Raw genomic sequence first — 23668 nt, forward strand, 5'->3', positions numbered from 1 at the left:
GAGGCAAAGTCAGTGGCGCCCTACTTCTTGCGCAACCTGAACACCGCCAGGCTGCCGCGCCAGTTGGGCAGGTAGCGCACCGGCTTGCCGTCCTTCAGGGCCACGCATTCCAGCACTTCCAGCCCCAGCTCGTTGGCCAGCGCCTCGAAGTCCCTGATCGTGGCGCAGCGCAGGTTGGGCGTATCATACCACTGGTACGGCAGGCTCCTGGACACTGGCATACGTCCCCGCAGCAGCGCCACGCGGTGCGGCCAGTAGGCGAAGTTGGGGAAGGACACCGTCACCTCGCGCCCGACCCGGGCGATCTCGCGCAGCGTTCCTTCGACATCCTTGACCATCTGCAGCGCCGACAGGCACAGCACGGTATCGAAGGCATTGTCCTCGAACATGGCCAGCCCGCCATTCAAGTCCTGCTGGATCACCGACACATTGCGCGCCACGCACTTGGGAATCTGCGCATCGTCGATTTCCACACCATAGCCGGAGCAGCCTTTGTCGCTCTGCAGGTAATCCAGCATCACGCCATCGCCGCAACCCAGGTCCAGTACCTGCGACTTCTCGCGCACCCAGTGGGCGATGAAGGCCAGATCAGGGCGCAGCGCGCTCAATTGTTCGAAAGTCATGCGCGGCCCTCCTGCTGCAGTTCAGTCCAGATGCTTCCATAGTATTCACGCACCAGCTTCATGTAGCGCGCATCGTCCAGCAAGAAAGCGTCATGCCCGTGCGGGGCGTCGATTTCGGCATAGCTCACGCGACGCTTGTTGGCCACCAGCGCCTGCACCATCTCGCGGCTGCGTTCGGGCGAGAAGCGCCAGTCGGTGGTGAAGGACACCAGCAGGAACTTGGCCTTGGTGCGCGCAAAGGCGCGGGCCAGGTCGCCGCCGAATTCGCGCGCCGGGTCGAAGTAGTCCAGCGCCTTGGTGATGAGCAGATAGGTATTGGCGTCGAAGTAGGTCGAGAACTTGTCGCCCTGGTAGCGCAGATAGGATTCGATCTCGAAATCCACCCCATAGCCGAACTGATATTGCCCGGAACGCAGATCACGACCGAATTTCTCGGCCATGTCGTCATCCGACAGATAGGTGATATGCCCGACCATGCGCGCCACCCGCAAGCCATTCTTGGGCACCACGCCATGCGCATAGAAGTCGCCGCCGTGATACTGCGGGTCGGTCAGGATGGCCTGCCGCGCCACGTCGTTGAAGGCGATGTTCTGGGCCGACAGCTTGGGCGTGGAGGCAATCACCAGACAGTGGCGCAGGCGGTCCGGATACATCATGCTCCAGGCCAGCGCCTGCATGCCGCCCAGCGAGCCGCCCATGACGGCGGCGAAGCAGGTGATGCCCAGGCGGTCCGCCAGGCGGGCCTGGGCATTGACCCAGTCTTCCACCGTCACCACCGGGAAGTCCGCGCCGTAGGGCTTGCCGGTGGCCGGATTGGCATGCATCGGGCCGGTGGAGCCGAAACAGGAACCCAGGTTGTTGACGCCGATGACGAAGAAGCGGTCGGTGTCCAGCGACTTGCCGGGGCCGACCATGTTGTCCCACCAGCCGACATTGTCAGGATCGTCGGCATAGACGCCGGCGACGTGATGCGAAGCATTGAGGGCGTGGCAGACCAGCACGGCATTGGATTTGTCGGCATTCAAGGTGCCGTAGGTTTCATAGGTCAGCGAATAGTCCGCCAGCGCAGAGCCGCCCTGCAGCGGCAAGGGCTCGGCGAAATGCATGACCTGGGGCGATACGATTCCGATCGACATGATAGTCCTGCGTAAGTGACTCGGGGCCGCGTACAGCGGTGGCCTGGCCGCAAACCGGCTGGGAGCTTCAATGCCGCGGGCAAGAAAAAAGCCCGGAAGCAATGCTTGCGGGCTCACTCATCGATGGGGCTGGGGCAGTCTTGGGAGGAACAGCTGATCCAAGCTCGCTTTAGCCGCATTTAGATGGGATCAGTATCCCGGCGCCCGCAAGCTGAAGTTGGTCAAACCGTTCAAATCGGCGCAGTGGCGTAAGAATACCCAACTCGGGCAGGCCCGTCAAACCACCCTGCCGCCTTCGTCTGCGCCCGGCCTCAGCGGCGGCGCGCCACCTTGGCCTCGGTCACCACGGGCTCGGCCTGCAGTGCCTGCAATTGGGTCATGGCCGCAGTGATGGCGGCGGGTTCGGTGGCGCGCAGCACCTTCTTCACCTGCGGCTCCAACAGGCGCAGGTCGCTGTTGAGGATCTCGTTCTTCACCGACAGGATCTGCGAAGGATGCATGGAGAACTCCAGCAGGCCCATGCCCAGCAGCAGGCGCGTCCACTTCAGGTCGCCGGCCATCTCGCCGCAGACCGAGACCGGAATGCCGGCCTTGCGGCCCTGCGCGATCACCGTCGACAACAGGAACAGCACCGCCGGATGCAAAGGATCGTAGAGGTGCGCCACCTCGTGATCGACGCGGTCGATGGCCAGGGTGTACTGGATGAGGTCATTGGTGCCGATGGAGAGGAAGTCGAGCCGCTTGACGAACAACGGCAGCGCCAGTGCGGCAGCCGGGATCTCGATCATCGCACCTACCGGAATCTCTTCATCGAACTTCTGCTTGCGCTCGCGTAGCTGCTGCTTGGCCTGGTCGATCATGGCCAGCGTCTGGTCGATCTCGAAGGCATGCGCCATCATCGGCACCAGCAGCTTGATCGGACCGAAGGCCGAGGCCCGCAGGATGGCGCGCAGCTGCGTGAGGAACATCTGCGGCTCGGACAGGCAGTAGCGGATCGCGCGCAAGCCCAGGGCCGGGTTCAGGGCGGTTTCTTCATCCTCGTCCAGCGGCTTGTCGGCGCCCACGTCCAAGGTACGGATGGTCACCGACCGGCCCTTCATGGCAATGACCGCCTGCTTGTAGTGCTCGAACTGCTCATCCTCGGAAGGGAATTTTTCCAGATGGCCAGCGCGGCCCATGAAAAGAAACTCCGACCGGAACAGGCCGATGCCCATCGCACCTGCTTCGAAGGCGGTGACCGCGTCGCCCGGCAATTCGATGTTGGCCAGCAGCGTGATGGGTTCGCCATCCTGGGTGATGGCCGGGGTCTTCTTCAGGCGCGAGAGCTTCTTGCGCTCGCGCAGCAGACGCTCCTGGCGGGCACGATACTGCGCCAGCACCAGCGGCGAGGGATCGACGATGACCACGCCGGCATCGCCATCAATGATTAGCACATCGTCGTGCTTGACCAGCACCGAGGCGTTATGCATGCCCACGGCAGCCGGAATGGCCAGGCTGCGGGCGACGATGGCGGTGTGGGAGTTGGGGCCGCCCAGGTCGGTGACGAAGCCGGCGAAGGCACTCTCGCGGAACTGCAGCATGTCGGCCGGCGAGATATCGTGGGCGACGATGATGATGTTGGCGGCGGCTTCGCCGCTGGGCGGAAGGTGGGTGGCGCTGCCGGTGAGCACCTTGAGGATGCGTTCGCCGACCTGCTGGATGTCGGCCTTGCGCTCGCGCAGATAGGGGTCCTCGATCTCGTCGAACTGTGCCGACAATTCCTCGATCTGCGTCACCAGCGCCCATTCCGCGTTGTAGTAACGGTGGCGGATGATGTCTTGCGGCACCTCGGCCAGCATCGGGTCGGACAGGATCAGCGAATGGACGTCGATGAAGGCCCCCAGCTCGGGTGGGGCCTCCCTGGGCAACTCGGAACGGATCGTATGCAGTTCCTGATGCACCGCCTTGACGGCGCTCTTGAGGCGCTCGATCTCGGCCTCGACCTGGTCGGCGGCGATCAGGTAGTGTTTGACGTCCAGTGCCGCCGGCGCCATCAAGTGGGCGCGGCCGATGGCGATGCCTTGCGACACCGCGATTCCATGTAAGCTGAATGAAGCCATCGCGTATCTCCTGCTAGTCTTTTTATAGTCCGCCGTGTTGCCAGCGCGCGGTAGCCAGGAGCAAGTTACCGAACAAAGTACAGTTTGGCAATCATTGCCATGGGCATCCGTGGAAGACTATAAGACCAGCAGCGTATATGAATATTGTTTCAGTCTGCACGCGACGCGTGCAGACTTTGACACATCGCAAGAAGCATTCCAGCCAGGCTGCCGTGTTGCGACGCAATACCGCAGGCGCCCTCAGTCAAGCTCAGCAAACATCACTGGCCTTCGCCGAACTTGTCCGCAATCAGCGCTTCCAGCGCGGTGAAGCATTCCTGTTCATCGGCGCCATCGGTTTCCAGGGTGACGATGCTGCCCTTGCCGGCGGCCAGCATCATCACGCCCATGATGGACTTGGCGTTGACGCGGCGCTTGTTGAAGGTCATCCAGACTTCGCACTTGAACTTGCCGGCCAGCTGGGTGAGCTTGGCGGAGGCACGTGCATGCAGGCCCAGCTTGTTGACGATTTCGAGTTCTTTTTGAATCATGTTCTGCTTTCGTTTTTATCTTGTTGGCGCGATACCGGTCGTGACTCCGTGAGGCGCCTCAGGCCGAGGCCGCCACGCGGATACGGTTGTCGATCCGCACCGCACCATTCTGGCCCCCTGCCAGGGCCATTTCTACCACCACATCCAGCGTGTCGTTACGATAGGTCAGCGCCCGCAACAGCATGGGCAGGCTGATGCCAGCAATCACCTGAACGTTGCCCAATCCGCACAGGAAGCCCGTACAGTTGGAGGGCGTACCGCCCATGACGTCGGTGATGACCAGTACGCCGCTGCCATCATCGAGGCGTTCGACCGCCTCGATGGCCAGTTTTTGCACTTCCGCCGGGTTCTGGTCGGCGATCACGTCGATCGCCTCCATTTTTTCGGGCCGGCCACGGAAGACGTGCGTGGCGGCGGCTACGAAGGCTTGCCCCAGCGGGGCGTGCGTCAAGAGAAGAATACCAACCATGAAATGTTTGCCATCTGATGCGACGCGCTTTTCCCCGAGCAGCCCGTCATGCTCCGTCGATCCCATTATCCGACCGACCCCGTTGTCTCTGCTGCCCCTGCGGCTGCCTCCAGCGCATCCACGAACATCGCCGCCACGTCAAACCCGGTCTGCTGGGTGATTTCCTGGAAGCAGGTCGGGCTGGTCACGTTGATCTCGGTGAGATAGTCGCCGATGGCGTCCAATCCTACCAGCAACAGGCCACGTTCATGCAACACCGGCCCCAGTGCTTCACCGATCTCGATATCGCGGGCCGACGCCGGCTGCGCACGGCCCAGGCCACCGGCGGCCAGATTGCCGCGCACTTCATTGCCCTGTGGAATGCGTGCCAGCACATTAGGCACCACCTTGCCGCCGATGAGCAGGATGCGCTTGTCGCCCGCGCTGATCTGAGGAATGAAACGCTGCGCCATGATCGTGCGTTGACCGTTGTCGGTCAGCGTCTCGATGATGGAACCCAGGTTCATGCCATCGGCCTTGACGCGGAAGATGCCCATGCCGCCCATGCCGTCGAGGGGCTTGAGGATCACGTCCTGGTGCTCGGCGTGGAAGGCGCGCAGGCGCTTGGCGTCGCGCGTGACCAGGGTCGGCGCGGTGTATTGCGGGAACTGGGCGATGGCCAGCTTCTCGTTGTGGCTGCGGATCGCCGCCGGCTTGTTGAACACCCGCGCCCCCTGCTTCTCGGCCAGCTCCAGCAGGTAGGTCGTGTAGATGTACTCCATGTCGAAGGGCGGATCCTTGCGCACGATGACCGCATCGAATTCAGACAGGAAAGAGGACGCCGGCTTGTCGGCCCGATACCAGTCATCGGCCTCGCCCGTGAGCGTGACCTTGCGGACGTTGGCCGTCACCAGCCCGCTTTCCAGCACCAGGTCGGCCTGTTCGAAGGCGTAGAGGACGTGGCCACGGCGCGCGGCTTCGCGCATCATGGCGAAGGTGGAATCCTTGTACGTCTTGAACGTATCCAGTGGATCGGCGAGGAAAGCGATTTTCATGAGGCTAGGGTCCTGTTGAGCCTGGCGAAGGCCCGATATTAATAAACTTCCGGGTTGGGATCGGTCTTTTCCATTTCCACCGACGCCGCCAGCAGCGCCAATCGCGCCACTACGCCATACATGTAGAAACGGTTGGGCGCTGCCGTGCCCGGCTTGGCATGCATGTCCGGCAGGGCGTGCTGCTGGGCGAAGGCCAGTGGTACGAAATGCGCGCCGGGTGCGTTGAGGTTCTCGTTGACGTCACGGTCGGCATGGACGCGATAGAAGCCGCCCACTACATAGCGGTCGATCATGTAGACCACCGGCTCGGCCACGGCCTGGTTGATGCGCTCGAAGGAATGCACGCCTTCCTGCACGATCACCTCCGACACCTCCAGCCCTTCCTTGCCGGCCGCCAGCATGCCGGTGCGCTGCTTGCGGTTGAGGTCCTTGATCTCGCTGGCGTCCTTGACCGTCATGATGCCCATGCCATAGGTGCCGGCGTTGGCCTTGACGAAGACGAAGGGCTGCTCCTTGATGCCATATTCCTTGTACTTCTTGCGGATCTTGGACAACAGCGAAGACACGCTGTCGGCCAGCGCATCGGTGCCGGTGCTTTCCTGGAAGTCGATATCGCCGACCTTGGCGAAGAGGGGATTGAGCATCCAGGGATCGACCTCGACCATCTTGGCAAACTTCTTGACCACCTCATCATAGGCGGCGAAATGGTTGCTCTTGCGACGCATCGCCCAGCCGGCGTGCAGCGGCGGCAGCACGCTCTGCTCATGCAGGCCTTCCAGCACCGATGGAATGCCGATGGACAGGTCATTGTTGAGCAGCACCGTACAGGGATCGAAATTCTTCAGCCCCAGGCGGCGGCCATTGGCCGAGCGTTCCAGCGGCTCCAGGGTGATGGTGGTGCCGTCGGGCAATTCGATCGGCTTGGGCTTGTTCACGCCCGGCGCCAGGGTACCCAGGCGCACGTTCAGCCCGGTCTGGCGGAAGATCTGCATCAGCCGGGCGATGTTTTGCAGGTAGAAGGTGTTGCCGGTGTGGTTTTCCGGGATCAGCAGCAGGTTGCGGGCATCGGGACAGTATTTCTCGATGGCGGCCATGGCCGCCTGCACCGCCAGCGGCAGCATCTCGGGAGAGAGGTTGTTGAAACCGCCCGGGAACAGGTTGGTATCGACCGGCGCCAGCTTGAAGCCGGCGTTGCGCAGGTCGACCGAGCAATAGAAGGGCGGCGTGTGTTCCTGCCACTCCATGCGGAACCAGCGTTCGATGGCCGGCGTGGCGCCCAGGATTTTCTTCTCCAGCTCCAGCAGAGGACCATTCAGAGCGGTGACGAGATGCGGGACCATAAGAGACCTTAACGATATGTAAATGCCGGCAGCGAGGAACGATTTTAGCGGATTCCTGACATCGTGTTGCGACGCGACACGAGCCACTGTTGCCATTCCGGCAAAGCCCGGGCCCGACGACGCACGCTGCGAAAGCGTCGCTGGGAGTGTTCAGATGGCGATGATGGGAGGATTTTAAAGAGTCCGACTCAAATAGTCGGGAATTATCCGGGGCCGACGCGCGAATGCCACAGAAAAGCGGCTTGCATCAAGGCAATGAAAAAAGGCGCCCGAAGGCGCCTTTGAAAGAGGCCGTTGCCGGCCCCGAAGGAATACTGCAGACTCAGTCGATCAGTACGGCAGAGGCTTAGTGGTAAGCCGATTCGCCGTGGCTGGAGATATCCAGGCCTTCGCGTTCTTCTTCCTCGGTCACACGCAGGCCGACGACGACGTCAACGATCTTGTAGGCGATGAAGGAGACCACACCCGACAGGACCACGGTGGTCAGCACGCCCTGGAACTGGATCCAGACCTGGCCGCCGATGGAGTAGTCAGGCGCAACAGCGTTGGTCACGTAGTCGTAGATGCCGGTGCCGCCCAGGCTGGGGGCTGCGAACACGCCAGTCAGGATGGCGCCCAGGATGCCGCCCACGCCGTGCACGCCGAACACGTCCAGCGCATCGTCGGAACCCAGGATCTTCTTGAGGCCGCTCACGCCCCACAGGCACAGCAGGCCAGCGATCAGGCCCATGACCACGGCGCCGATGACGCCCACGAAACCAGCCGCCGGGGTGATCGCCACCAGACCTGCCACCGCGCCGGAAGCTGCACCCAGCATCGAGGGCTTGCCCTTGCCGATCCATTCGCCGAAGCTCCAGGACAGCACAGCAGCCGCCGTGGCCAGGATGGTGTTGACGAAGGCCAGGGCAGCAGTGCCGTTGGCTTCCAGACCCGAGCCGGCGTTGAAGCCGAACCAGCCGAACCACAGCAGCGAGGCGCCGACCATGGTCAGGGTCAGGCTATGGGGCTTGAAGGCTTCCTTGCCGAAACCGATACGCTTGCCGATCACATAGGAACCGACCAGGCCGGCGATAGCGGCGTTGATGTGCACCACCGTGCCGCCTGCGTAGTCCAGCGCGCCCTTCTGGAACAGCCAGCCCGAGATGGCAGTGGCCTTTTCACCGGCAGCAGCGTCGGTGAAGGCGTCCGGACCCGGCCAGAACCAGACCATGTGGGCCATCGGCAGGTAGGAGAAGGTGAACCACAGGATGGAGAACAGGATCACGGCCGAGAACTTCACGCGTTCGGCGAAGGCGCCAATGATCAGCGCCACGGTGATGGCCGCGAACGCACCCTGGAAGGCCACGAAGACCAGCTCCGGAATGACCACGCCCTTGCTGAAGGTGCCGGTGTTGGAGTCACCCGTCAGACCATGCAGGAACAGGCGATCGAAGCCACCGAAGAAGGCATTGCCCTCGGTGAACGCGATGCTGTAGCCGTAGACGAACCACAGGATGTAGATCAGCGAGAAGATCATGAAGCACTGCATCAGCACCGACAGCATGTTCTTGCTGCGCACCAGGCCGCCGTAGAACAGGCCCAGGCCCGGCAGGGTCATGAGGATGACGAAGGCGGTGCAGACCAGCATCCAGGCGGTATCGCCCTTGTTGGGGACCGGTGCCGGAGCGGCAGCAGCAGCCGGAGCGGCCGGGGCAGCAGCTGCAGGAGCGGCAGCTTCCGCCTTGGGTGCAGCGGGAGCCGCAGCCGGGGCCGCTGCAGCAGCGGCTGCGGCTTCAGGCTTGGGCGCATCCTGCGCCTGGGCCGGAGCAGTAAAACTGACTGCAAACAGCAGCGCGCCAATGGCGAGCGCGCCGGAAAACATTTTCTTCATGCTCATTAGAGTTCCCCTTTTTTTACAGAGCGTCTTTGCCGGTCTCGCCGGTGCGGATACGGATCACGTCCAGCAGGTCCTGGACGAAGATCTTGCCGTCGCCGATCTTGCCGGTGCGGGCAGCGGTCTCGATGGCTTCGAGTGCGCGTTCGACGATGGCGTCGTCCACCGCCGCCTCGATCTTGGTCTTGGGCAGGAAATCGACCACGTATTCCGCGCCGCGGTACAGCTCGGTATGGCCCTTCTGACGACCGAAGCCCTTGACTTCGGTCACGGTGATGCCTTGCACCCCGATCGCGGAGAGGGCTTCACGCACCTCGTCCAGCTTGAACGGTTTGATGATCGCTGTGATCAGTTTCATACGAACCTCTTGTTAGAAAGTTTTGCTGAGGGAGAAAACGAAGCCGTTCTTGCCGACGTTCTTCAGGCCATCCGAAGCCGGAGTGGTGGTCACGCCATCCTTGAGGTCGGTGCCGACATAGGCCAGGCCCAGGGTGATGCCGGCCAGATCGTCGAAGGTCTTGGACACGCCGACCTTCCAGTCGGTGTAGCTGAACTGGTTGGGGTTGCCGCGCACGTTCTGGTGACCCACGTGCAGGCCCAGGATGACGCCGTAGTAGGTCTCGATGTTGGCGCCCAGGTCGAAGTACTGGCTGTACTTGCTGTTGGCCGCGCCAAACAGGTTGGTCAGCGATTGCGAATACTTGAAGTAGCCCGGACCGTAGCCGACCTGGCCGTACAGTTCGAAGGTGTTGGCGTTCTTGGCGCCGCTGTCGGCCAGGGTGTTGCCCGGGTAATAGTAGTACAGGCCGCCGACGTCATAGGTGAAGCCGCCGCCGATGTCGCCGCGCTTGCCGCCATAGATGTCCCATTCGATGTCGCCCTTGGTGTTGACCGGCGGGCTGGCCACGGCGCCAGCATCCTTGATCCACTTGATGTTGGTCAGCCAGGTGCCGGCGTACAGGCCGGTGGGATTGTGGGTGTAGTCAGCACCGACTTGCAGGGCCGGGTCGAAGCGGGTCTGGGTCAGGCCGCGGTAGCGGTAGTCGCTCACGACAGCGGCGTTGAAGCTGAACTCATTATCTGGTTTGGCGTCTTCTGCACGGGCCACGGTAGAAACGAAGGATGCGGCGATGGCTGTTGCAAGAATCAGTTTCTTCATGACTTTCCCTCTGGTTTGTGTTTGAACAATAAAAGTCGTTTTTTTGTGTTTGCTCAAACCCTGTAGCAGGAGCCGTGCCATGTTCTTTCGGCAAGGCAGGCTTGTGTTTTTAGGTGAAACCGGAGATTGGTCACGTTTTTTTTCTAACTTCAGTTCAAAATAGTGCAGACCAAGGGAAAATGCACGTGATTGGTGCGATATTGCTTGTTTTTTGATAACCCTGCTTCCATTCCGGCAATCACATTTTGGTGCGCGGCCAGCAGGGGCGTTCCGGATCACCAAGACGGCGCATTTCCTGAAGGAAAAAACTTCACAGCGCGCACTTGGCGGTAAAAAAGCGGTCTTACCCAGGCAAGGCGGTTTGAGGATGGGCAGGAAACCGCTAAACTTGCATTCCAGCTATAGCTTATCTGCCAAGGAGATCCGACATGGACAAGCCCCCGTTTTTTGAAGACCTGCAATCCAAGATCAACAAGGCAATCGAAAACTCCCCGGCCAAGGACATCGAAAAGAACGTCAAGGCCATGCTCAGCCAGGGCTTTGCCAAGCTCGACCTGGTCACGCGCGAGGAATTCGACATCCAGGCCCAGGTGCTGGCCAAGACCCGCGCCCGCCTGGAAGCCCTGGAGGCCCGTGTGGCCGAGCTGGAAGCCCAGCAAAAACAGACTCCATGATCCTGGCGCACCTACTTTCACTTCGATCACACTCTCTTCTCTATATAGGTAACAGGCAGCCAGGCCCATCGCGATGAGCCTGGCGGTCCTGCGCAGCCGCGCCCTGGCCGGCATGAACGCCCCACCGGTCACGGTGGAGGTGCATCTGGCCAATGGCCTGCCCTCCTTCGCCATCGTCGGCCTGCCCGAGGCCGAGGTGAAGGAAGCCCGTGACCGCGTCCGGGCGGCATTGCAGAACGCCCGCTTTGAATTCCCGGCGCGGCGCATCACCGTCAACCTCGCGCCTGCCGACCTCCCCAAGGAATCCGGCCGCTTCGACCTGGCCATCGCGCTGGGCATCCTGGCGGCTTCCCAGCAAATCCCCGGCGACCGGCTGGACGACTATGAGTATGCCGGCGAGCTATCACTGTCCGGCCAGCTGTTGCCCATCCGCGGCGCCCTGGCGATGACCTGCGCCATGCAGCACGGCGCCAGCGCCGACGAACGGCGGCGCGCCTTCATCCTGCCCGCTGCCAATGCCGACGAGGCCGCGCTGGTGACGCAAGCCGAGATCGTCCCGGCCCGTTCCCTGCTGGAGGTCTGCGCCCACTTCTCCGGCCGCGACGAGAGCACCCGCCTGGCGCGGCACAGGCCGCAGCAGGACGCCATCGCACCGGTGTATCCCGATTTCAGCGAGATCAAGGGGCAATTGCTGGCGCGCCGCGCCATGGAAGTGGCGGCGGCAGGACGGCACAGCATGCTGCTGGTGGGTCCACCCGGAGCGGGCAAGTCGATGCTGGCCACGCGCTTTCCGGGCATCCTGCCGCCGATGACCGAGGCGGAGGCGCTGGAATCGGCGGCGGTGCGCTCCCTCACCGGCGGCTTCGACCCCGCGCGCTGGCGCCAACGCCCCTTCCGCGCGCCCCACCACACCGCCTCGGCGGTCGCACTGGTGGGCGGCGGCAGCCCACCCCGGCCAGGCGAGATCTCGCTGGCCCATCATGGGGTGCTGTTCCTCGATGAAATCGCCGAATACCGGCGCAGCGTGCTGGAGGTGCTGCGCCAGCCCATGGAATCCGGACAGATCACCATCTCGCGGGCAGCCCGCCAGGCCGATTTCCCGGCGCGCTTCCAGCTGCTGGCGGCGATGAATCCCTGCCCCTGCGGCTACCATGGCCAAGCCAGCGGGCAGTGCCGTTGTTCGCCCGAGATGGTGCGACGTTATTGGACATCACCAAAGTTAGCCTCACGAAAAATCAGAGTAAGACTCAAAATTCGAACTTCTCGCTATCCCGCGCCTGCTCTAGGCCGCGTCATTCCCCTTCTTGTGTAGACAAGATGCAACACCCCACTGGCCTAAGTTATCCATAGAGTTATCCACATCGCGCCATTAACTTTCCAGCCCTAAAAGTAGAACGTTAAATGGCTCGAAAATCGCAAATTCGAATTTGTTGTGATTAGGAAACAAAATTACAAGCGCGCCGGAAGTGCCGATAAGACCGTTCGAGAATTTGCGAGTTGCTTGACAAATGCGAGTTTAACGTTATACCAATGGCGTAAATCAGTTACTATTATTATGATATCTACATTCGCTGCTGGCGAAAATCAGCTCGTCCCTATTGCTCGGATTTTGTGCATTCAGACACATTTCCCCAGTAGGCGTCGCCCAACAATAACTCTTGCACTCGATAGGTTCTATGCCTACACTCGATTCACCTTCATGTCATAAGGCCTCATTTAAAATGCGAGTTAACTTCTAATCAGTTCACCTCCTTTGAAATATTGCCGCTCAGCATGTGTGGCTTACTATCCACACCTCGACCCTCCATAATTGCATAATAAACAATTTATATTGCGATTTAGAAACTCCATCGATTGAAGCTGGCGAAAGAAATGCACTCCGATTGCGGAGAATATTTCTTTATAGCAATCTCCACGATTAAAACTCAAAGGAATGAATTGCCCCTTGGAGGGGTGAGCTACGTCCGTCCGTGATTGCATATGCGGCCGCGCGAGGGGGAGCTTCGCGCCTGCGAATGGCGCCAGGTCTAGCCTGCAATGATGCGCCTGGAGGAAAAGGTGCCGGGTCTTAGAGAGCCGGCGTTGAACAACAGAAGAACTGCATAGAAAGGAATGGGAATGGAACACGCCCAGGAAATGAAAAAGCGGCGAATTACATAAGAGTAATTGCCGCTTTTGACTATGAGAAGTTACCTTCGCACAGGCTTGAGAACCTTGAAGGTAGCTTCCCGCCGTCCACTGGTCAAGTACCGGTGGCGTCACTTTGCAAGTTTTCTAAGCGCTGTTTGCGCAGAGAAAGGGAAAGTTATGCGAGTTTCAAATCATCAAATGGGCACCGAAGCATGGGCCCAAGCCGTTTTCGGCTCCAATCCAGCCCGCGAGCTTAAGGGCCCCTCACGCTGGACCCAAGCCCACGGCTACAACTCTCCGCTCCTCGGCCCCTTGCAAGTTCAGGGTCGTAACGAGTTCTGCTCTGCCTTGGCTATCGAGTACCTCATGAATCTGGGGTTCATCAAGCATGCCAAACCGCAGCCATTCCAAACGACGATTGAAGAGTTCGGCCGCCAGATTTGCCCGGACTTCTTGATTCAGGTGCCGAGCCTGACAGAAATCCGCCTTTGCGTCATCGAAACGAAGGCACACCGCTTCATTTCGCCGGCGAAGCAGTGGGAGCTTGATGACCTGCGAGCCAAGTTTGCGGAGAAGAACATCGCCTACATCGTATGGACGGATGCCTCTCCATTGAGCCATCCTGTGCGGCAGCACCTCATGCACATGCGCATGTCCAGCAACGCGCAAGTCTCGACGACCGAAATCCGAGAGTTGCTCGATTGGGTTGACACGAAAGGGCGAGGTGCCACAGTCGGCAAGCTGCCCACTGATTCAACTTTCGACCGAGACACCATCTATGCCGCGGCGTGGCAAGGCCTGGTGCATTTCCCGCTGACGAAGCCCCTCACGCTGGACACCGTCATCGCGCCAACTGAGCAAGACAACATCATCGGCATGTTCTTGGGTGACAACAAGTCAGCTGATGCTTGGTGGTCGATGCTGACTAACTACTAAGCGGAGGCTGACATGAATGCTATTAATCCGTCGCAATTTGCGATGGAAGCAGGCGCTCGTCTGCGCATGGGGAACATTGTCTTCGAAATCACCGAAGTAAAGGGTAGCCGCCTGGCCATCGAACATTGCCTCACTCACGAGCGAAAGTGGATGAATCAGGATGCCTTCTGGGCTGCCTACACCAGGGGGGATTTGGTTCCATATCGCGAGACTGCGTCTATTGCGCCGGAAGACCTGCAGGAGCAAATGCAAGATATCTGGAAAGGTCTGGAGACGACTGGCGGCATGCTGGCCTTTGGCGAGAAAGCGCGCTCCGTTGGCTTGAGATGCATTGCCTATATCCGAGAGATGAATAAGCTCGGCCATACCACTATGCGGCCGACAAACATCAAGGAAATCGACTACGACCGGCTGACTAAGCAGAAGGGAGATGTCCATCCTCCTAAGCTATCGACGCTGTATTCCTGCGAACGGAAAATCGAACGCGCTGGTGGTGACTTGCATGCGGCCTTTCCGCAGTTCTCACGAAGGGGCGGCGGCGGAAAGAGTCGGATTGCAAGGGTAGTGAAGGACGCAATCGACAAAGTCTTGAGAAGACTCGCCGGCAAGAACACGAAAGTTCGATTCACAGAGGTGCAGAAAGATGTTCAGCACGAATTGAACGAGACACTTGGCCGCGAGAAGGCGCTGGCGCTGCAACCATCGTTGACGACAGTGACTCGGGAGACGAAACGTTGTCTGGGTGAGTTTGAGCTCTGCAGGCGAAATAAGAGTCTCGAGGTGGCAAAGCAAAAATTCCGGGATTGGTATCCGCGAGACCGAGCAACGTTCACCGGCCAAGTTGTTGAATGTGACGACAAGGACACTGGAGTGTTTGCCGTTGACTCGAGGACGGGGTTGCCTTATGGACGGATTTGGGTTACCTCAGCGGTTGAGCAATTATCAAATGTTCCGACTGGGCTGAAGCTTGGCGCAAGTGCGCGAAATACCGAGTCAGCTATCGGTGCAGTAATTAATGCGGTGATGCCGAAGGTCAGGGGAAGTGGCGACTATGCGCAAGTCAGCAATGAGATTCCGTACATGGGGATGCCGTCGCTCTTCATTTTCGACAACACGCGGTACAACCACTCATTGAGGCTCTCAGCAGCGGTCATTACCGTATCAAACGCGGCCATCGAGTTTGCTCGTCCCTGGACGCCGACTGAGAAGACGACCATGGAGAACTTCAACGGGATGATGTTGAGGTACTTGGAAAATCTGCCGGGATATGTCGGCCCGAAGAAGCACGTACGCGACACGGTCGAAGAAGGAATGAACAGCGCAGTCCTGACGACCGACCAGTTCAGACAGGGGTTCATGAAGTGGGTGTATGACGTTCACTGCCATACACCAGGAATTGATGGTTTCACACCGCACGAAAGGTATCTGCGTGGAATGGAAGGAAGGCGTGCGCGCTTGCCAAGCAATGTGCACGACATCGAGTTGGCAGGACTGCGGCCACATTCGGTGCAACTGCGGCCAGTGGGAGTCGAGTTCTACACCGGGCTCCGGTACCACCATGCAGTGTTTGCCATCTGGCGGAAAGCTTACGGCGAGAAGTTGCGTGTTGAGTTCCGCTTCAACCCCGATGACTTGAGTTTCATCTGGGTGAAGTATCCCAAGGGAGCTCAGGAAGTGGCCGACAATCCGCATATGCCGCGCTGGCTGCGGGCGGAAAGTACGAATCTGGCTTACTCGACCGGCCTGACGCTGTTCCAGCACAAGTTGATTGTCAAGATGGCTCGTGCCCGGCGCAATGGACACCCCGGGATGGCGGACATGCTGAAGAGCAGAAATGACCTGATTGTCCTGACGGAGCAGATGAGCACTTCCAAAAAGCTGCGTGAGCGCAAAGTTGCTGCAAATGTTGGCGATTTGCCGGCTATGCCTGATTCCGAAGAGAGCACGACAGCTGCGGAAGAAGCGCCGGCGATGGTGGATAAGATGATGACCGACATTGAGGCGAAGCTGCGGGAAATCGACCAGGTGACGCTGGCCCCGGAGGATGAGGACGAGTGGGCCCAGTCTGGTGAAACGTCATCGGCCTTTGCGTAGCGTAATCGCTGAACCGACATGCATGCCATCCTGGCTGGCCATGGGTGCCGCTGGGATGGCGGGTCGGGCTTTTCGCCCCTCCCATACCTACCGAACTCAAGGATATAACTATGAACTCCCCTACTTCTTCTATCGAACAGAAAGCAATCAGTGCGGCGGCCGCTGCTAACTCAGCACGCGAAAAATGGTACGGCGTAGACATCACGGCGCGACGCCTCCACATGGCGGACTCACACTTCTTCGTCAGACATTCTCAATGCGCCTCTGCAATTACCGAAATCCGCCGCAACGCTGAAAAATGCAAATTGGAAAGAGCGGGAAGAGGCCTTCTGACCATGGGTGGCTCTGGTGCGGGGAAGACTTATCTGGCCAACCATATCAGCAACCTTATGCCTCGCGATGATACCGGTGATGTAAGCAAAGTCCCTACGGTCTACTTCAAGATTCCGTCAGCACCTACTCAGCGCGGTCTCGCGGCTGCTCTCCTCACAGCTCTGGGAGACCCCCGGCCAACAGGCAGTGCTGGCGAGATGTCGAAGCGGGCAGTGAAACTGCTTGCTATGGTCGGGACGGAAATCATCTTCATTGATGACGTTCAAGATATTCCGGAAAAGCGTGGTCAAAAAGGTGTGGTTCAACTGGGCAATTGGATTCGAGACCTCATTGATGCGTCTAAATGCCTCGTCGTCATGTTAGGCACATTCGCTGCGATTGACGTGGTCCGCGGCAATGACCAACTGAATCGACGCGCGATGAGAAATCAACGCCTCGAATATTTCTCGATGACCGGCTCGGAGAACATCCGTCTTTCCTTGCGTTTCCTCGACAACTTGGACAAAGCACTGCCTTTGGCCGAATTGTCTAAGCTCACCGCCCCCGAAACTGCTTTGAGATTCATCTATGCAACGAATGGAGTTACCTCCCTGATGCTGGATGTAGCGAAAGAAGCCGTGTGCATCGCTGTCAAGAACGGCAGGGAGCAACTGCTTCTGCAAGATTTCGCGGAGGCATTCGAACTCCTCTTCGGTGAACATCTGCACGATACCAATCCATTCCTCGTCAGAATTCCTCGCACCCTCACTAAGAAGGATGAATTGTTCCACCACTGGTTCGACACTTCCAACCCGGAGAAAGAGCCGGAGCAGCAACCGAGCCAAAAGGCGCCCGCAAAGCCGAAAGTGAAAGCGGCAAAAAAGTCCGCCACGAAAGCCCCGGAGACTGTCCCGGAAGGCGTCCCTGAGCAGGCCCCAGACCCGACCGCGAAAAGCGCAGACGTGACCGCAACCGAGATGACCACGGCCTAACCGCTCTACATAAATCCAGGTCCACTCATGGACCGGCACTCGAATCCCTCATCCAGCCACGACCCTGGATGAGGTATCGGAACACAAAAAAATTAGATGAACACGAAAGCAACGGCACCAACACGTCTATTAGTACGCCTCAACGCCAGCCATTATCCGAATCGACAGGATTTCCTCATGCGATTAGCTGCCGCCAATCTACTCGTGGTTCACGAACTCCCAAAGGTCCTGGGGGTACCCTATTACATGTTGGTTCGTATTGAAGCAGAGGAACTTAACAGCCTGATGCGTGGTGAACCCCTCTTGAAGAAATACAACAAGAGTGGCCTACGCGAGATGGGGAACAATGCACGCATATGTCCCGAGTGCATCGCTGAGGACCTGCCGGCAACAGCAGCGATGAGCTCACACCTGCCGATTCCTTGCGACAGACATAATCTGATGCCCGTCGACGAGTGCGGACACTGCAAGGCACCTCTGAGCTATAAGCGGCGTCAGATTGAATCCTGCAATTGCGGCTTCCCACTGGCGAGCTCGGAGAGGATTGTCCCACCAACATGGCTTCCGGAATTCTTCCGTAAATTTTATAGCGGCGGGAAACCAGCAGCAAAAGAGTTTAGCGAAGACGACAAGAAAAGCTGCCACCGAACGGCGAATGTCGTACGCGCACTTTTGTCGTCTTCCGAAGCTGCGATTCCTTATGGTTGGATTTCGCTGACAGAGTTTTTGTCGTTCGAGCGCTTTGTCACAGATTGGCCGGTGACCTTGAGGAAATTCATTCATTCGCTCCCTCGGCAGGAAAGCAATGCACACACCAATGCCGTAACAGGCCGCATATGTAGATTGAAGAACGCCACACTTGCCAAGGCGGTCCACAGTATCTGGGATGAGGTGCGGACTGATTTGGACGCCACCACGCGGCTTGTCATTCAGCAAGACACGCCCACAGAGACCGTCTCACTTGAAGAGGCGTCGGAGATTCTGGGCACCGATATCAACTTTACGTTGCATCTATGGTGGGCTCGCTGGTTCCATGCGGCAGAACTTGAGGACGACTTGTGGACACCTCGCTTCGACCGGGACCATCTGGCGGATACCTTGAGTGTGTTGCACAACCGTTGTCGGCCTGGCCGCGACTCAGAACCCAATCTGCGCCACACATGGCGCGAATTCCGAAAAATGGCAATCCGGCCCTGCGCCCACCTCAGCAGAATGGTAAAGAATCCGGCTGACTGGCCTCTCTATTCCACAGTGGCAAATCCCAAGATTGATGACATGGCTACGCGTGTGACTAAGTGGACAAGTCTCCCTGCCGAGCTTCCCATCGCTGACCGTCTTTTCCATGCTGCGGTGAAATAAGATGTTTCTCGCCCGGCCAGCTCCATTTCCTGACGAATCGCTATCCTCATGGCGACAGCGTAGCGGTATGGCCAACGGTTTCAGACTTTACCCTCGGCCGAACTCATCCTCCTATGCTCTGGAACCGGACCAATATCCGAAGGACGACGAGCTGCATTGGTTGAGCGATGCCAGCCGCTTATCGGAAGAAGCTGTTCAATCGCTATGCCTTGATGACATCGGGTGCCGAATATCCGCGAAGTTTAAGCAGGCCGGTCGGCGGAGATGGGTAGTCCCCTGCAGAATGAATTCTTCCGTTAGCAACAGAAGTACCTGTTGCCCCATGTGCCTTACGGGCGATGCCATCCCGTATTTCCGGCTTGCGTGGCGGTTTGCTTTCGTTACCCACTGCCCTCTCCATGGCTGCGCGCTGATTGAGACTTGCGCTTCATGTGGCGGCGGTATGTGGCCGACGTCCCAGCGCGCCCTTCTTGAACGAGTTCCGTCCGAATTCTCAAGATGCCAATGTTGTGGGGAAATGCTTGCCGGCACCAGCAGTGCTGACAGTGAGATGCAGGAAATCGCCAAGTCTCTCTGGCTTTGTGCGACGGCCGGTACTGTTCCAAGAGAGATGCGGCAAGCGGCCAACGCTCAAGAGGTGTTTGATGCCCTTTGGGTGATGGCTCAGCTGCTCATGCGGTCGGGTGCCCAGCAGATTTGGAGCGTATTACCAAGCTCTTTGCGCAGCAGCGAACCTTTCACTATTCATGCGCACAATGTTGAACAGCTTTCGTCGCCACAGCGCGCCAAGATAATCAACGCCGCTTGCTGGCTACTTTCTTCCTGGCCAGCCAACTTCCATCAAGCCACGAGCGCAGCAAAAATAACCAGATTTCACTTCTCCGTTACCTGGGACATCCAACCAACCTGGCTTTCAAGCTACATCCAAGAAAATCTATCGGCAAAGCGACACGGAATCACAGAAGGTGAGGTGCGTTCGGCCATCAGTCAACTCGAGGATAACGGCCTTGCTGTGACGAAATCCAGCCTACGGCGTGCCTTGAAAGTCACCGAATCGAAGGCCATTCACGCCCTGGTTAAGCACAGGCACCGCGCGACGCGCGAAGAATTCACGACCTTCTGTGGTTTTGTTGAACAACGAATCGCAGCAGCGCCACGGTCCAGGGACCAGAAAGCTACATTGAGCCGTGACTACCTGATTCTGCTGCTCAGCGTATTGAGCGACGAAAGCATCGAAACTGTATGCAAGATGACCCGCACGGAAGTCGCTTTTCTACTTAAGCAATTGCGTAGCCAGAGCGTTGGCAACAATATGCCGTCAGAGTTTCGTGCCGCATTCGAATGTGCCCAGAATCTGGCCGAACATGAGGAACCTCTAATCTGCGGCCAAAATGCAGCATCGAAGCAACGCTTTATTAGTCGATTTGGGGATGAACTTGCCGGCCACACGGTTCGCGACCGATTCGCCAAGATGATGAAGTTAGAGCTGGACCGGAACCTTTGGAACAGCGTGGATGCGTTCTTGGGGATTTATCCCGGCTTGGACGCATGAAGAGCCGTCATCTCACTACGCCTCACCGTCTCTCTCACGCACTTGCATATCCATGTCATCTCCCAATTAGCATTGCCCTTCGCGGTGCATTATCCGTCCGCCATTTCTCCCATCTTTGCCCCTTCTCATCCCGCGATAAATAAAAAACAAGTATATTGTTGAGCTTACAAACTGCTGACGCAGCCAGCACTGGGGAGTGCTACAGAACTGGCTAAGCGGTGTGGTCGCGACAATCGGATACGCATGCCTCATGCGGGAAATTTTGATGTGACTAGCCTTGGGAGGAGGCTGTATTACTTGCCAACAACCTCGGAAGCCATCCAAATAAGGAAAACAAATGGGCTGGGGATTTCGCAATTCAATCACGAGTGCACCAGATGCATCCCTCCGCATCAGCGATAGAGGGGCCAGTCGCTCATTGGCATCTATAGCGCCATAACCCTCGCGCCACTTCTTGGCAAACCACCGTACCGACAAAGACATAGGACCTTACGATGACATCGACTCGATGGCTGCGCTGCGACCTTCAGGTTGCCACACCAGCTTGGGACTTCAAATTTCCCCAAGGTTCGAACTACAACATAGGAACTCCTGAAGGACGCATCACATTCCTAGACGACTACATGTCAAAGCTGAAAGCCAAGGGCATCGATGTCATCGCGCTCGCCGACCACAACACCGGTGATTGGATTGACGAAGCTAAGGCTGCGGGGAAACGGCATGGTATCGTCGTGTTCCCTGGCTGCGAAATCACTACCAATACGGGAGCCGATGGCGTCCACCTTGTCATCATAGGGGACTTGAATAAGTCGACTCGGGACTATCAGGAACTGCTATTCGGCTCCCTTGGATTCAACCACGAACATCCTCCCTTCCTAGAGCAGGGGGGGAGACGGTTCCCGGGTACATCACAGAAAACACTTCTCCAGATTCTGGATGACTTGCCAGACGGTTTTCTGGCGATTGCTCCCCATGCCTTAAGCCAAAACGGAATCGCCTCTGCCAATACAGCAAAAGGTGAAATTCGATGGCGAGCACTACATCACGAGCGGCTGGTAGCGATTGACCCGGGCGACTGCAAGGGCGAGTTCATAGCAGGTGATGCATTCAATGCCAAGTTTAGGCGCCGGGAACTCGGTGATTTTCCATGCCTTCAAAATATCCCATTTATCGCGACCTCTGATGCGTACTCGATGGACGACCTGGGCAAGCGATTCACTTGGATGCGCATGGGAGAAGTCAACATCGAAGGCCTGAGACAAGCCTTTCTTGACCGGGAATCACGCGTATTTCCCTATTGGGACGACGCGCTCGACGCTTTCCCTGAGCGAAACCCCAACTTGGTTCGACACGCTTGGATTTCCTCCGTGAAGCTCGGTGGTACCTTGTCGAATACTATTCGCCCACTAGAAATACCACTACACCCCAACCTGAATGTAATCATTGGTGGCCGCGGGAGTGGAAAATCCACTATCGTTTCTGCTTTGCGGCAGCTCTACTCAAACACCAACACGCTACCCAAGCGCCTCAAGGACGATGCGGACTCCTTTATCGATGCTGTCTTCAAGAGAGCTGAGCTTTCAAGTACATTCCTCGTTCAGGAGTCCCAGGAGAAGAAAACGGCCGTTTGGAAATCAGATACCGGTACGCTCGCAATCAGCGGCGACCAAAGACTCCCACTGACTGACTTTCCTGTCACGGTCATCAGTCAGAAAGAGCTATTTGAAAGAGCTGCCGGCGATAAAAACGACCCGTACCTGTCGTCACGTAGCCTTCTGGCTCTAATTGATACCAGCCTAGGCTTCTTTGCGGATTCGAAAGAAGTATCCAGTTATGGTCGGGCACTTGAAGATGCCCGCCTGCATTGGTCGAATAAAGTCCGCAACCATGTTCTTTTGGTTCAAGACTTGGCTCATCTTCCCGGCTTGCGACAGCGACAGAATACCCTCCAGGGCCAAGTAGCTGCGTTTTCCTCTCCAGAAGTTCTTGCTCGGCTCCAGCGAATTGAAACCCGCCAGCGGGAAATGGATTATGTAACGCGCCTGCAAACTAAGGTAGATAACGCTCTCACACAAATGAAGCAGATATCAACCCACCTTCGAGAACCGAACAATGGCGACGTCCAGGTCCCTGAGCCGTTCTCGGCCGACTTCTGGAAGGCAGTTGGCGAGGTCCAGCACATCATTTCAAACCTGGCCGACAAGCTGGACTCTGCAACCGGGGAAACTTACAAGCTCATTACGGATTACTCAGATAACGCGGCAGGAAATACCTGGAGAGCGGACGCAGCTGAAGCTCTTGCTGATTTCACCGCCTACAAAGAAGGTTTAGCAGCTCAAGGCCTGTCCACAGCAGAATTCTCCCGGCTCCAAGAAGAATTGGGAAAAACCACAGAGACAATTCGCGCACTAGAGTCACGTATTCTTGCTGAGCGCGAACTTCTTGAAGACGCAAATGACGCTTGGCATGCATTCCATGAGCTCCTGATTGTCCGGCGGACATCACGTCAAGCGCTTCTGGATGACGTACAACGTCGAAGTGGGCGACTTAGATTCAAAGTAAAGCCACTCAATGACACGGCCCCATGGATAGAATTGATTCGCTCCTTAGCAGCCTTTAGGTCTGATGCCTATTTAGATGACATGCCAGCATTGTCAACATGGCTTTGGAATGGTGAGAGCGAAACCTTAGAGGATAGACGGAATACTTGGGTCTCTGCACTTGTCACCGGGGACTTTGCCGAACTACGTGGAGCCGCCAATCTCCGTCCAGCGTTTACTGAACGCTTGGCGGGGATTGACGAGACCATCAGGTACCGGATAGCGAGCATCATGCCTGACGACGTGGTGATGATGGAGTTCCTCCAAGAGGATGGCGCCCCCGACAATGACGCCGCCTGGCAATCAATCACTCAGGGTTCGCCCGGCCAACGTACTGCAGCAATGCTTGCTTTCGTACTCCATCACGGGCACGAGCCCCTAGTTCTCGACCAACCTGAAGATGACCTCGACTCGGAATGGATATCGAAGCTAGTCGTCAACGAGCTTCGCCATAGCCGATGGCACAGGCAGCTGATAGTTGTCTCTCACAACGCCAACATCCCGGTCCTCGGTGATGCAGAGCACGTCATCGCCCTTGAGAATCGTAACGGTGCATTGTCCATCCGTTCAACTCCAAGCGTCGATGACGCCGACGCGCATCGTGAAAGCCCTCACATTGGCCCTGTAGAGAATGAACATGTGCGTAGCGACATTCAATCCATCATGGAAGGTGGCATTGCTGCTTTTGTTCGCAGGGAAAAAAAGTACAACAATGAAACACGTCGCTACAAATAGTCGCTTCACAAGATGACAGAC

The 23668-nt window shown here is 58.0% G+C and carries 17 protein-coding genes and 2 pseudogenes; 9 read left to right on the plus strand and 10 right to left on the minus strand.

Going from position 1 to position 23668, the window contains the following annotated elements:
* Nucleotides 1–20: 20 nt before the first annotated feature.
* The 10 genes from metW to BGK68_RS04910 form a co-directional block, all read right to left on the minus strand.
* Nucleotides 21–623: a methionine biosynthesis protein MetW gene (metW, locus tag BGK68_RS04865; protein ID WP_017452636.1), complete on the minus strand. Its 603-nt coding sequence runs from the start codon at nt 621–623 to the stop codon at nt 21–23.
* On the minus strand, nt 620–1759 hold the full coding sequence (metX, locus tag BGK68_RS04870; RefSeq protein WP_075256139.1) for a homoserine O-succinyltransferase MetX: 1140 nt from the start codon (nt 1757–1759) through the stop codon (nt 620–622). The genes metW and metX overlap by 4 nt, the downstream gene beginning before the upstream one ends.
* A 311-nt stretch (nt 1760–2070) precedes the next feature.
* Complete coding sequence (ptsP, locus tag BGK68_RS04875) at nt 2071–3858, minus strand: phosphoenolpyruvate--protein phosphotransferase (RefSeq protein ID WP_075256140.1); 1788 nt, start codon at nt 3856–3858, stop codon at nt 2071–2073.
* 260 nt (nt 3859–4118) lie between these two features.
* Nucleotides 4119–4388: an HPr family phosphocarrier protein gene (locus BGK68_RS04880; RefSeq protein ID WP_075256141.1), complete on the minus strand. Its 270-nt coding sequence runs from the start codon at nt 4386–4388 to the stop codon at nt 4119–4121.
* A gap of 58 nt (nt 4389–4446) precedes the next feature.
* Entirely contained in the window at nt 4447–4857 is a 411-nt protein-coding gene (locus BGK68_RS04885; protein WP_198937161.1) for a PTS sugar transporter subunit IIA, read from the minus strand.
* Between the two features lie 65 nt (nt 4858–4922).
* On the minus strand, nt 4923–5891 hold the full coding sequence (gshB, locus tag BGK68_RS04890; RefSeq protein WP_075256143.1) for a glutathione synthase: 969 nt from the start codon (nt 5889–5891) through the stop codon (nt 4923–4925).
* A 38-nt stretch (nt 5892–5929) separates the two neighbouring features.
* On the minus strand, nt 5930–7231 hold the full coding sequence (gshA, locus tag BGK68_RS04895) for a glutamate--cysteine ligase (protein WP_075256144.1): 1302 nt from the start codon (nt 7229–7231) through the stop codon (nt 5930–5932).
* A 346-nt stretch (nt 7232–7577) separates the two neighbouring features.
* The gene (gene amt, locus BGK68_RS04900; RefSeq protein ID WP_075256145.1) at nt 7578–9107 is read right to left on the minus strand and encodes an ammonium transporter; all 1530 of its coding nucleotides are present in this window, start codon (nt 9105–9107) and stop codon (nt 7578–7580) included.
* Between the two features lie 16 nt (nt 9108–9123).
* Nucleotides 9124–9462 carry a P-II family nitrogen regulator gene (locus BGK68_RS04905; RefSeq protein ID WP_006713297.1) on the minus strand — a complete coding sequence of 113 codons (339 nt, stop codon included), beginning with the start codon at nt 9460–9462 and terminating at the stop codon, nt 9124–9126.
* Between the two features lie 12 nt (nt 9463–9474).
* On the minus strand, nt 9475–10263 hold the full coding sequence (locus BGK68_RS04910; RefSeq protein WP_075256146.1) for a TorF family putative porin: 789 nt from the start codon (nt 10261–10263) through the stop codon (nt 9475–9477).
* 428 nt (nt 10264–10691) lie between these two features.
* Here BGK68_RS04910 and BGK68_RS04915 point away from each other — a divergent pair, with 428 nt between their 5' ends.
* The 9 genes and pseudogenes from BGK68_RS04915 (at nt 10692) to BGK68_RS04950 (ending at nt 23647) form a co-directional block, all read left to right on the plus strand.
* Complete coding sequence (locus tag BGK68_RS04915) at nt 10692–10937, plus strand: accessory factor UbiK family protein (protein ID WP_006713294.1); 246 nt, start codon at nt 10692–10694, stop codon at nt 10935–10937.
* A 73-nt stretch (nt 10938–11010) separates the two neighbouring features.
* Nucleotides 11011–12141: pseudogene (locus BGK68_RS04920) on the plus strand (YifB family Mg chelatase-like AAA ATPase); the annotation flags it as partial.
* Nucleotides 12142–13265: 1124 nt separating this feature from the next.
* Entirely contained in the window at nt 13266–14003 is a 738-nt protein-coding gene (locus tag BGK68_RS04925) for a hypothetical protein (RefSeq protein ID WP_075256147.1), read from the plus strand.
* Nucleotides 14004–14015: 12 nt separating this feature from the next.
* Nucleotides 14016–16097 carry a hypothetical protein gene (locus BGK68_RS04930; protein WP_075256148.1) on the plus strand — a complete coding sequence of 694 codons (2082 nt, stop codon included), beginning with the start codon at nt 14016–14018 and terminating at the stop codon, nt 16095–16097.
* 110 nt (nt 16098–16207) lie between these two features.
* Complete coding sequence (locus BGK68_RS04935; RefSeq protein ID WP_075256149.1) at nt 16208–17401, plus strand: TniB family NTP-binding protein; 1194 nt, start codon at nt 16208–16210, stop codon at nt 17399–17401.
* Nucleotides 17402–17497: 96 nt separating this feature from the next.
* Nucleotides 17498–18760, plus strand: coding sequence for a hypothetical protein (locus BGK68_RS04940; protein ID WP_143432945.1), 1263 nt, complete (start codon nt 17498–17500; stop codon nt 18758–18760).
* Between the two features lies 1 nt (nt 18761).
* Nucleotides 18762–19160, plus strand: a pseudogene (locus tag BGK68_RS28630) (TniQ family protein); the annotation flags it as partial.
* A gap of 117 nt (nt 19161–19277) precedes the next feature.
* Nucleotides 19278–20312 (plus strand): hypothetical protein, encoded by a 1035-nt coding sequence (locus BGK68_RS04945; protein WP_233149234.1) that lies wholly within the window; start codon nt 19278–19280, stop codon nt 20310–20312.
* Nucleotides 20313–20806: 494 nt separating this feature from the next.
* The gene (locus BGK68_RS04950) at nt 20807–23647 is read left to right on the plus strand and encodes a TrlF family AAA-like ATPase (protein WP_143432946.1); all 2841 of its coding nucleotides are present in this window, start codon (nt 20807–20809) and stop codon (nt 23645–23647) included.
* Nucleotides 23648–23668 lie beyond the last annotated feature (21 nt).

Source organism: Herbaspirillum camelliae, from assembly GCF_001929405.1.
Taxonomy (GTDB): domain Bacteria; phylum Pseudomonadota; class Gammaproteobacteria; order Burkholderiales; family Burkholderiaceae_D; genus Herbaspirillum; species Herbaspirillum seropedicae.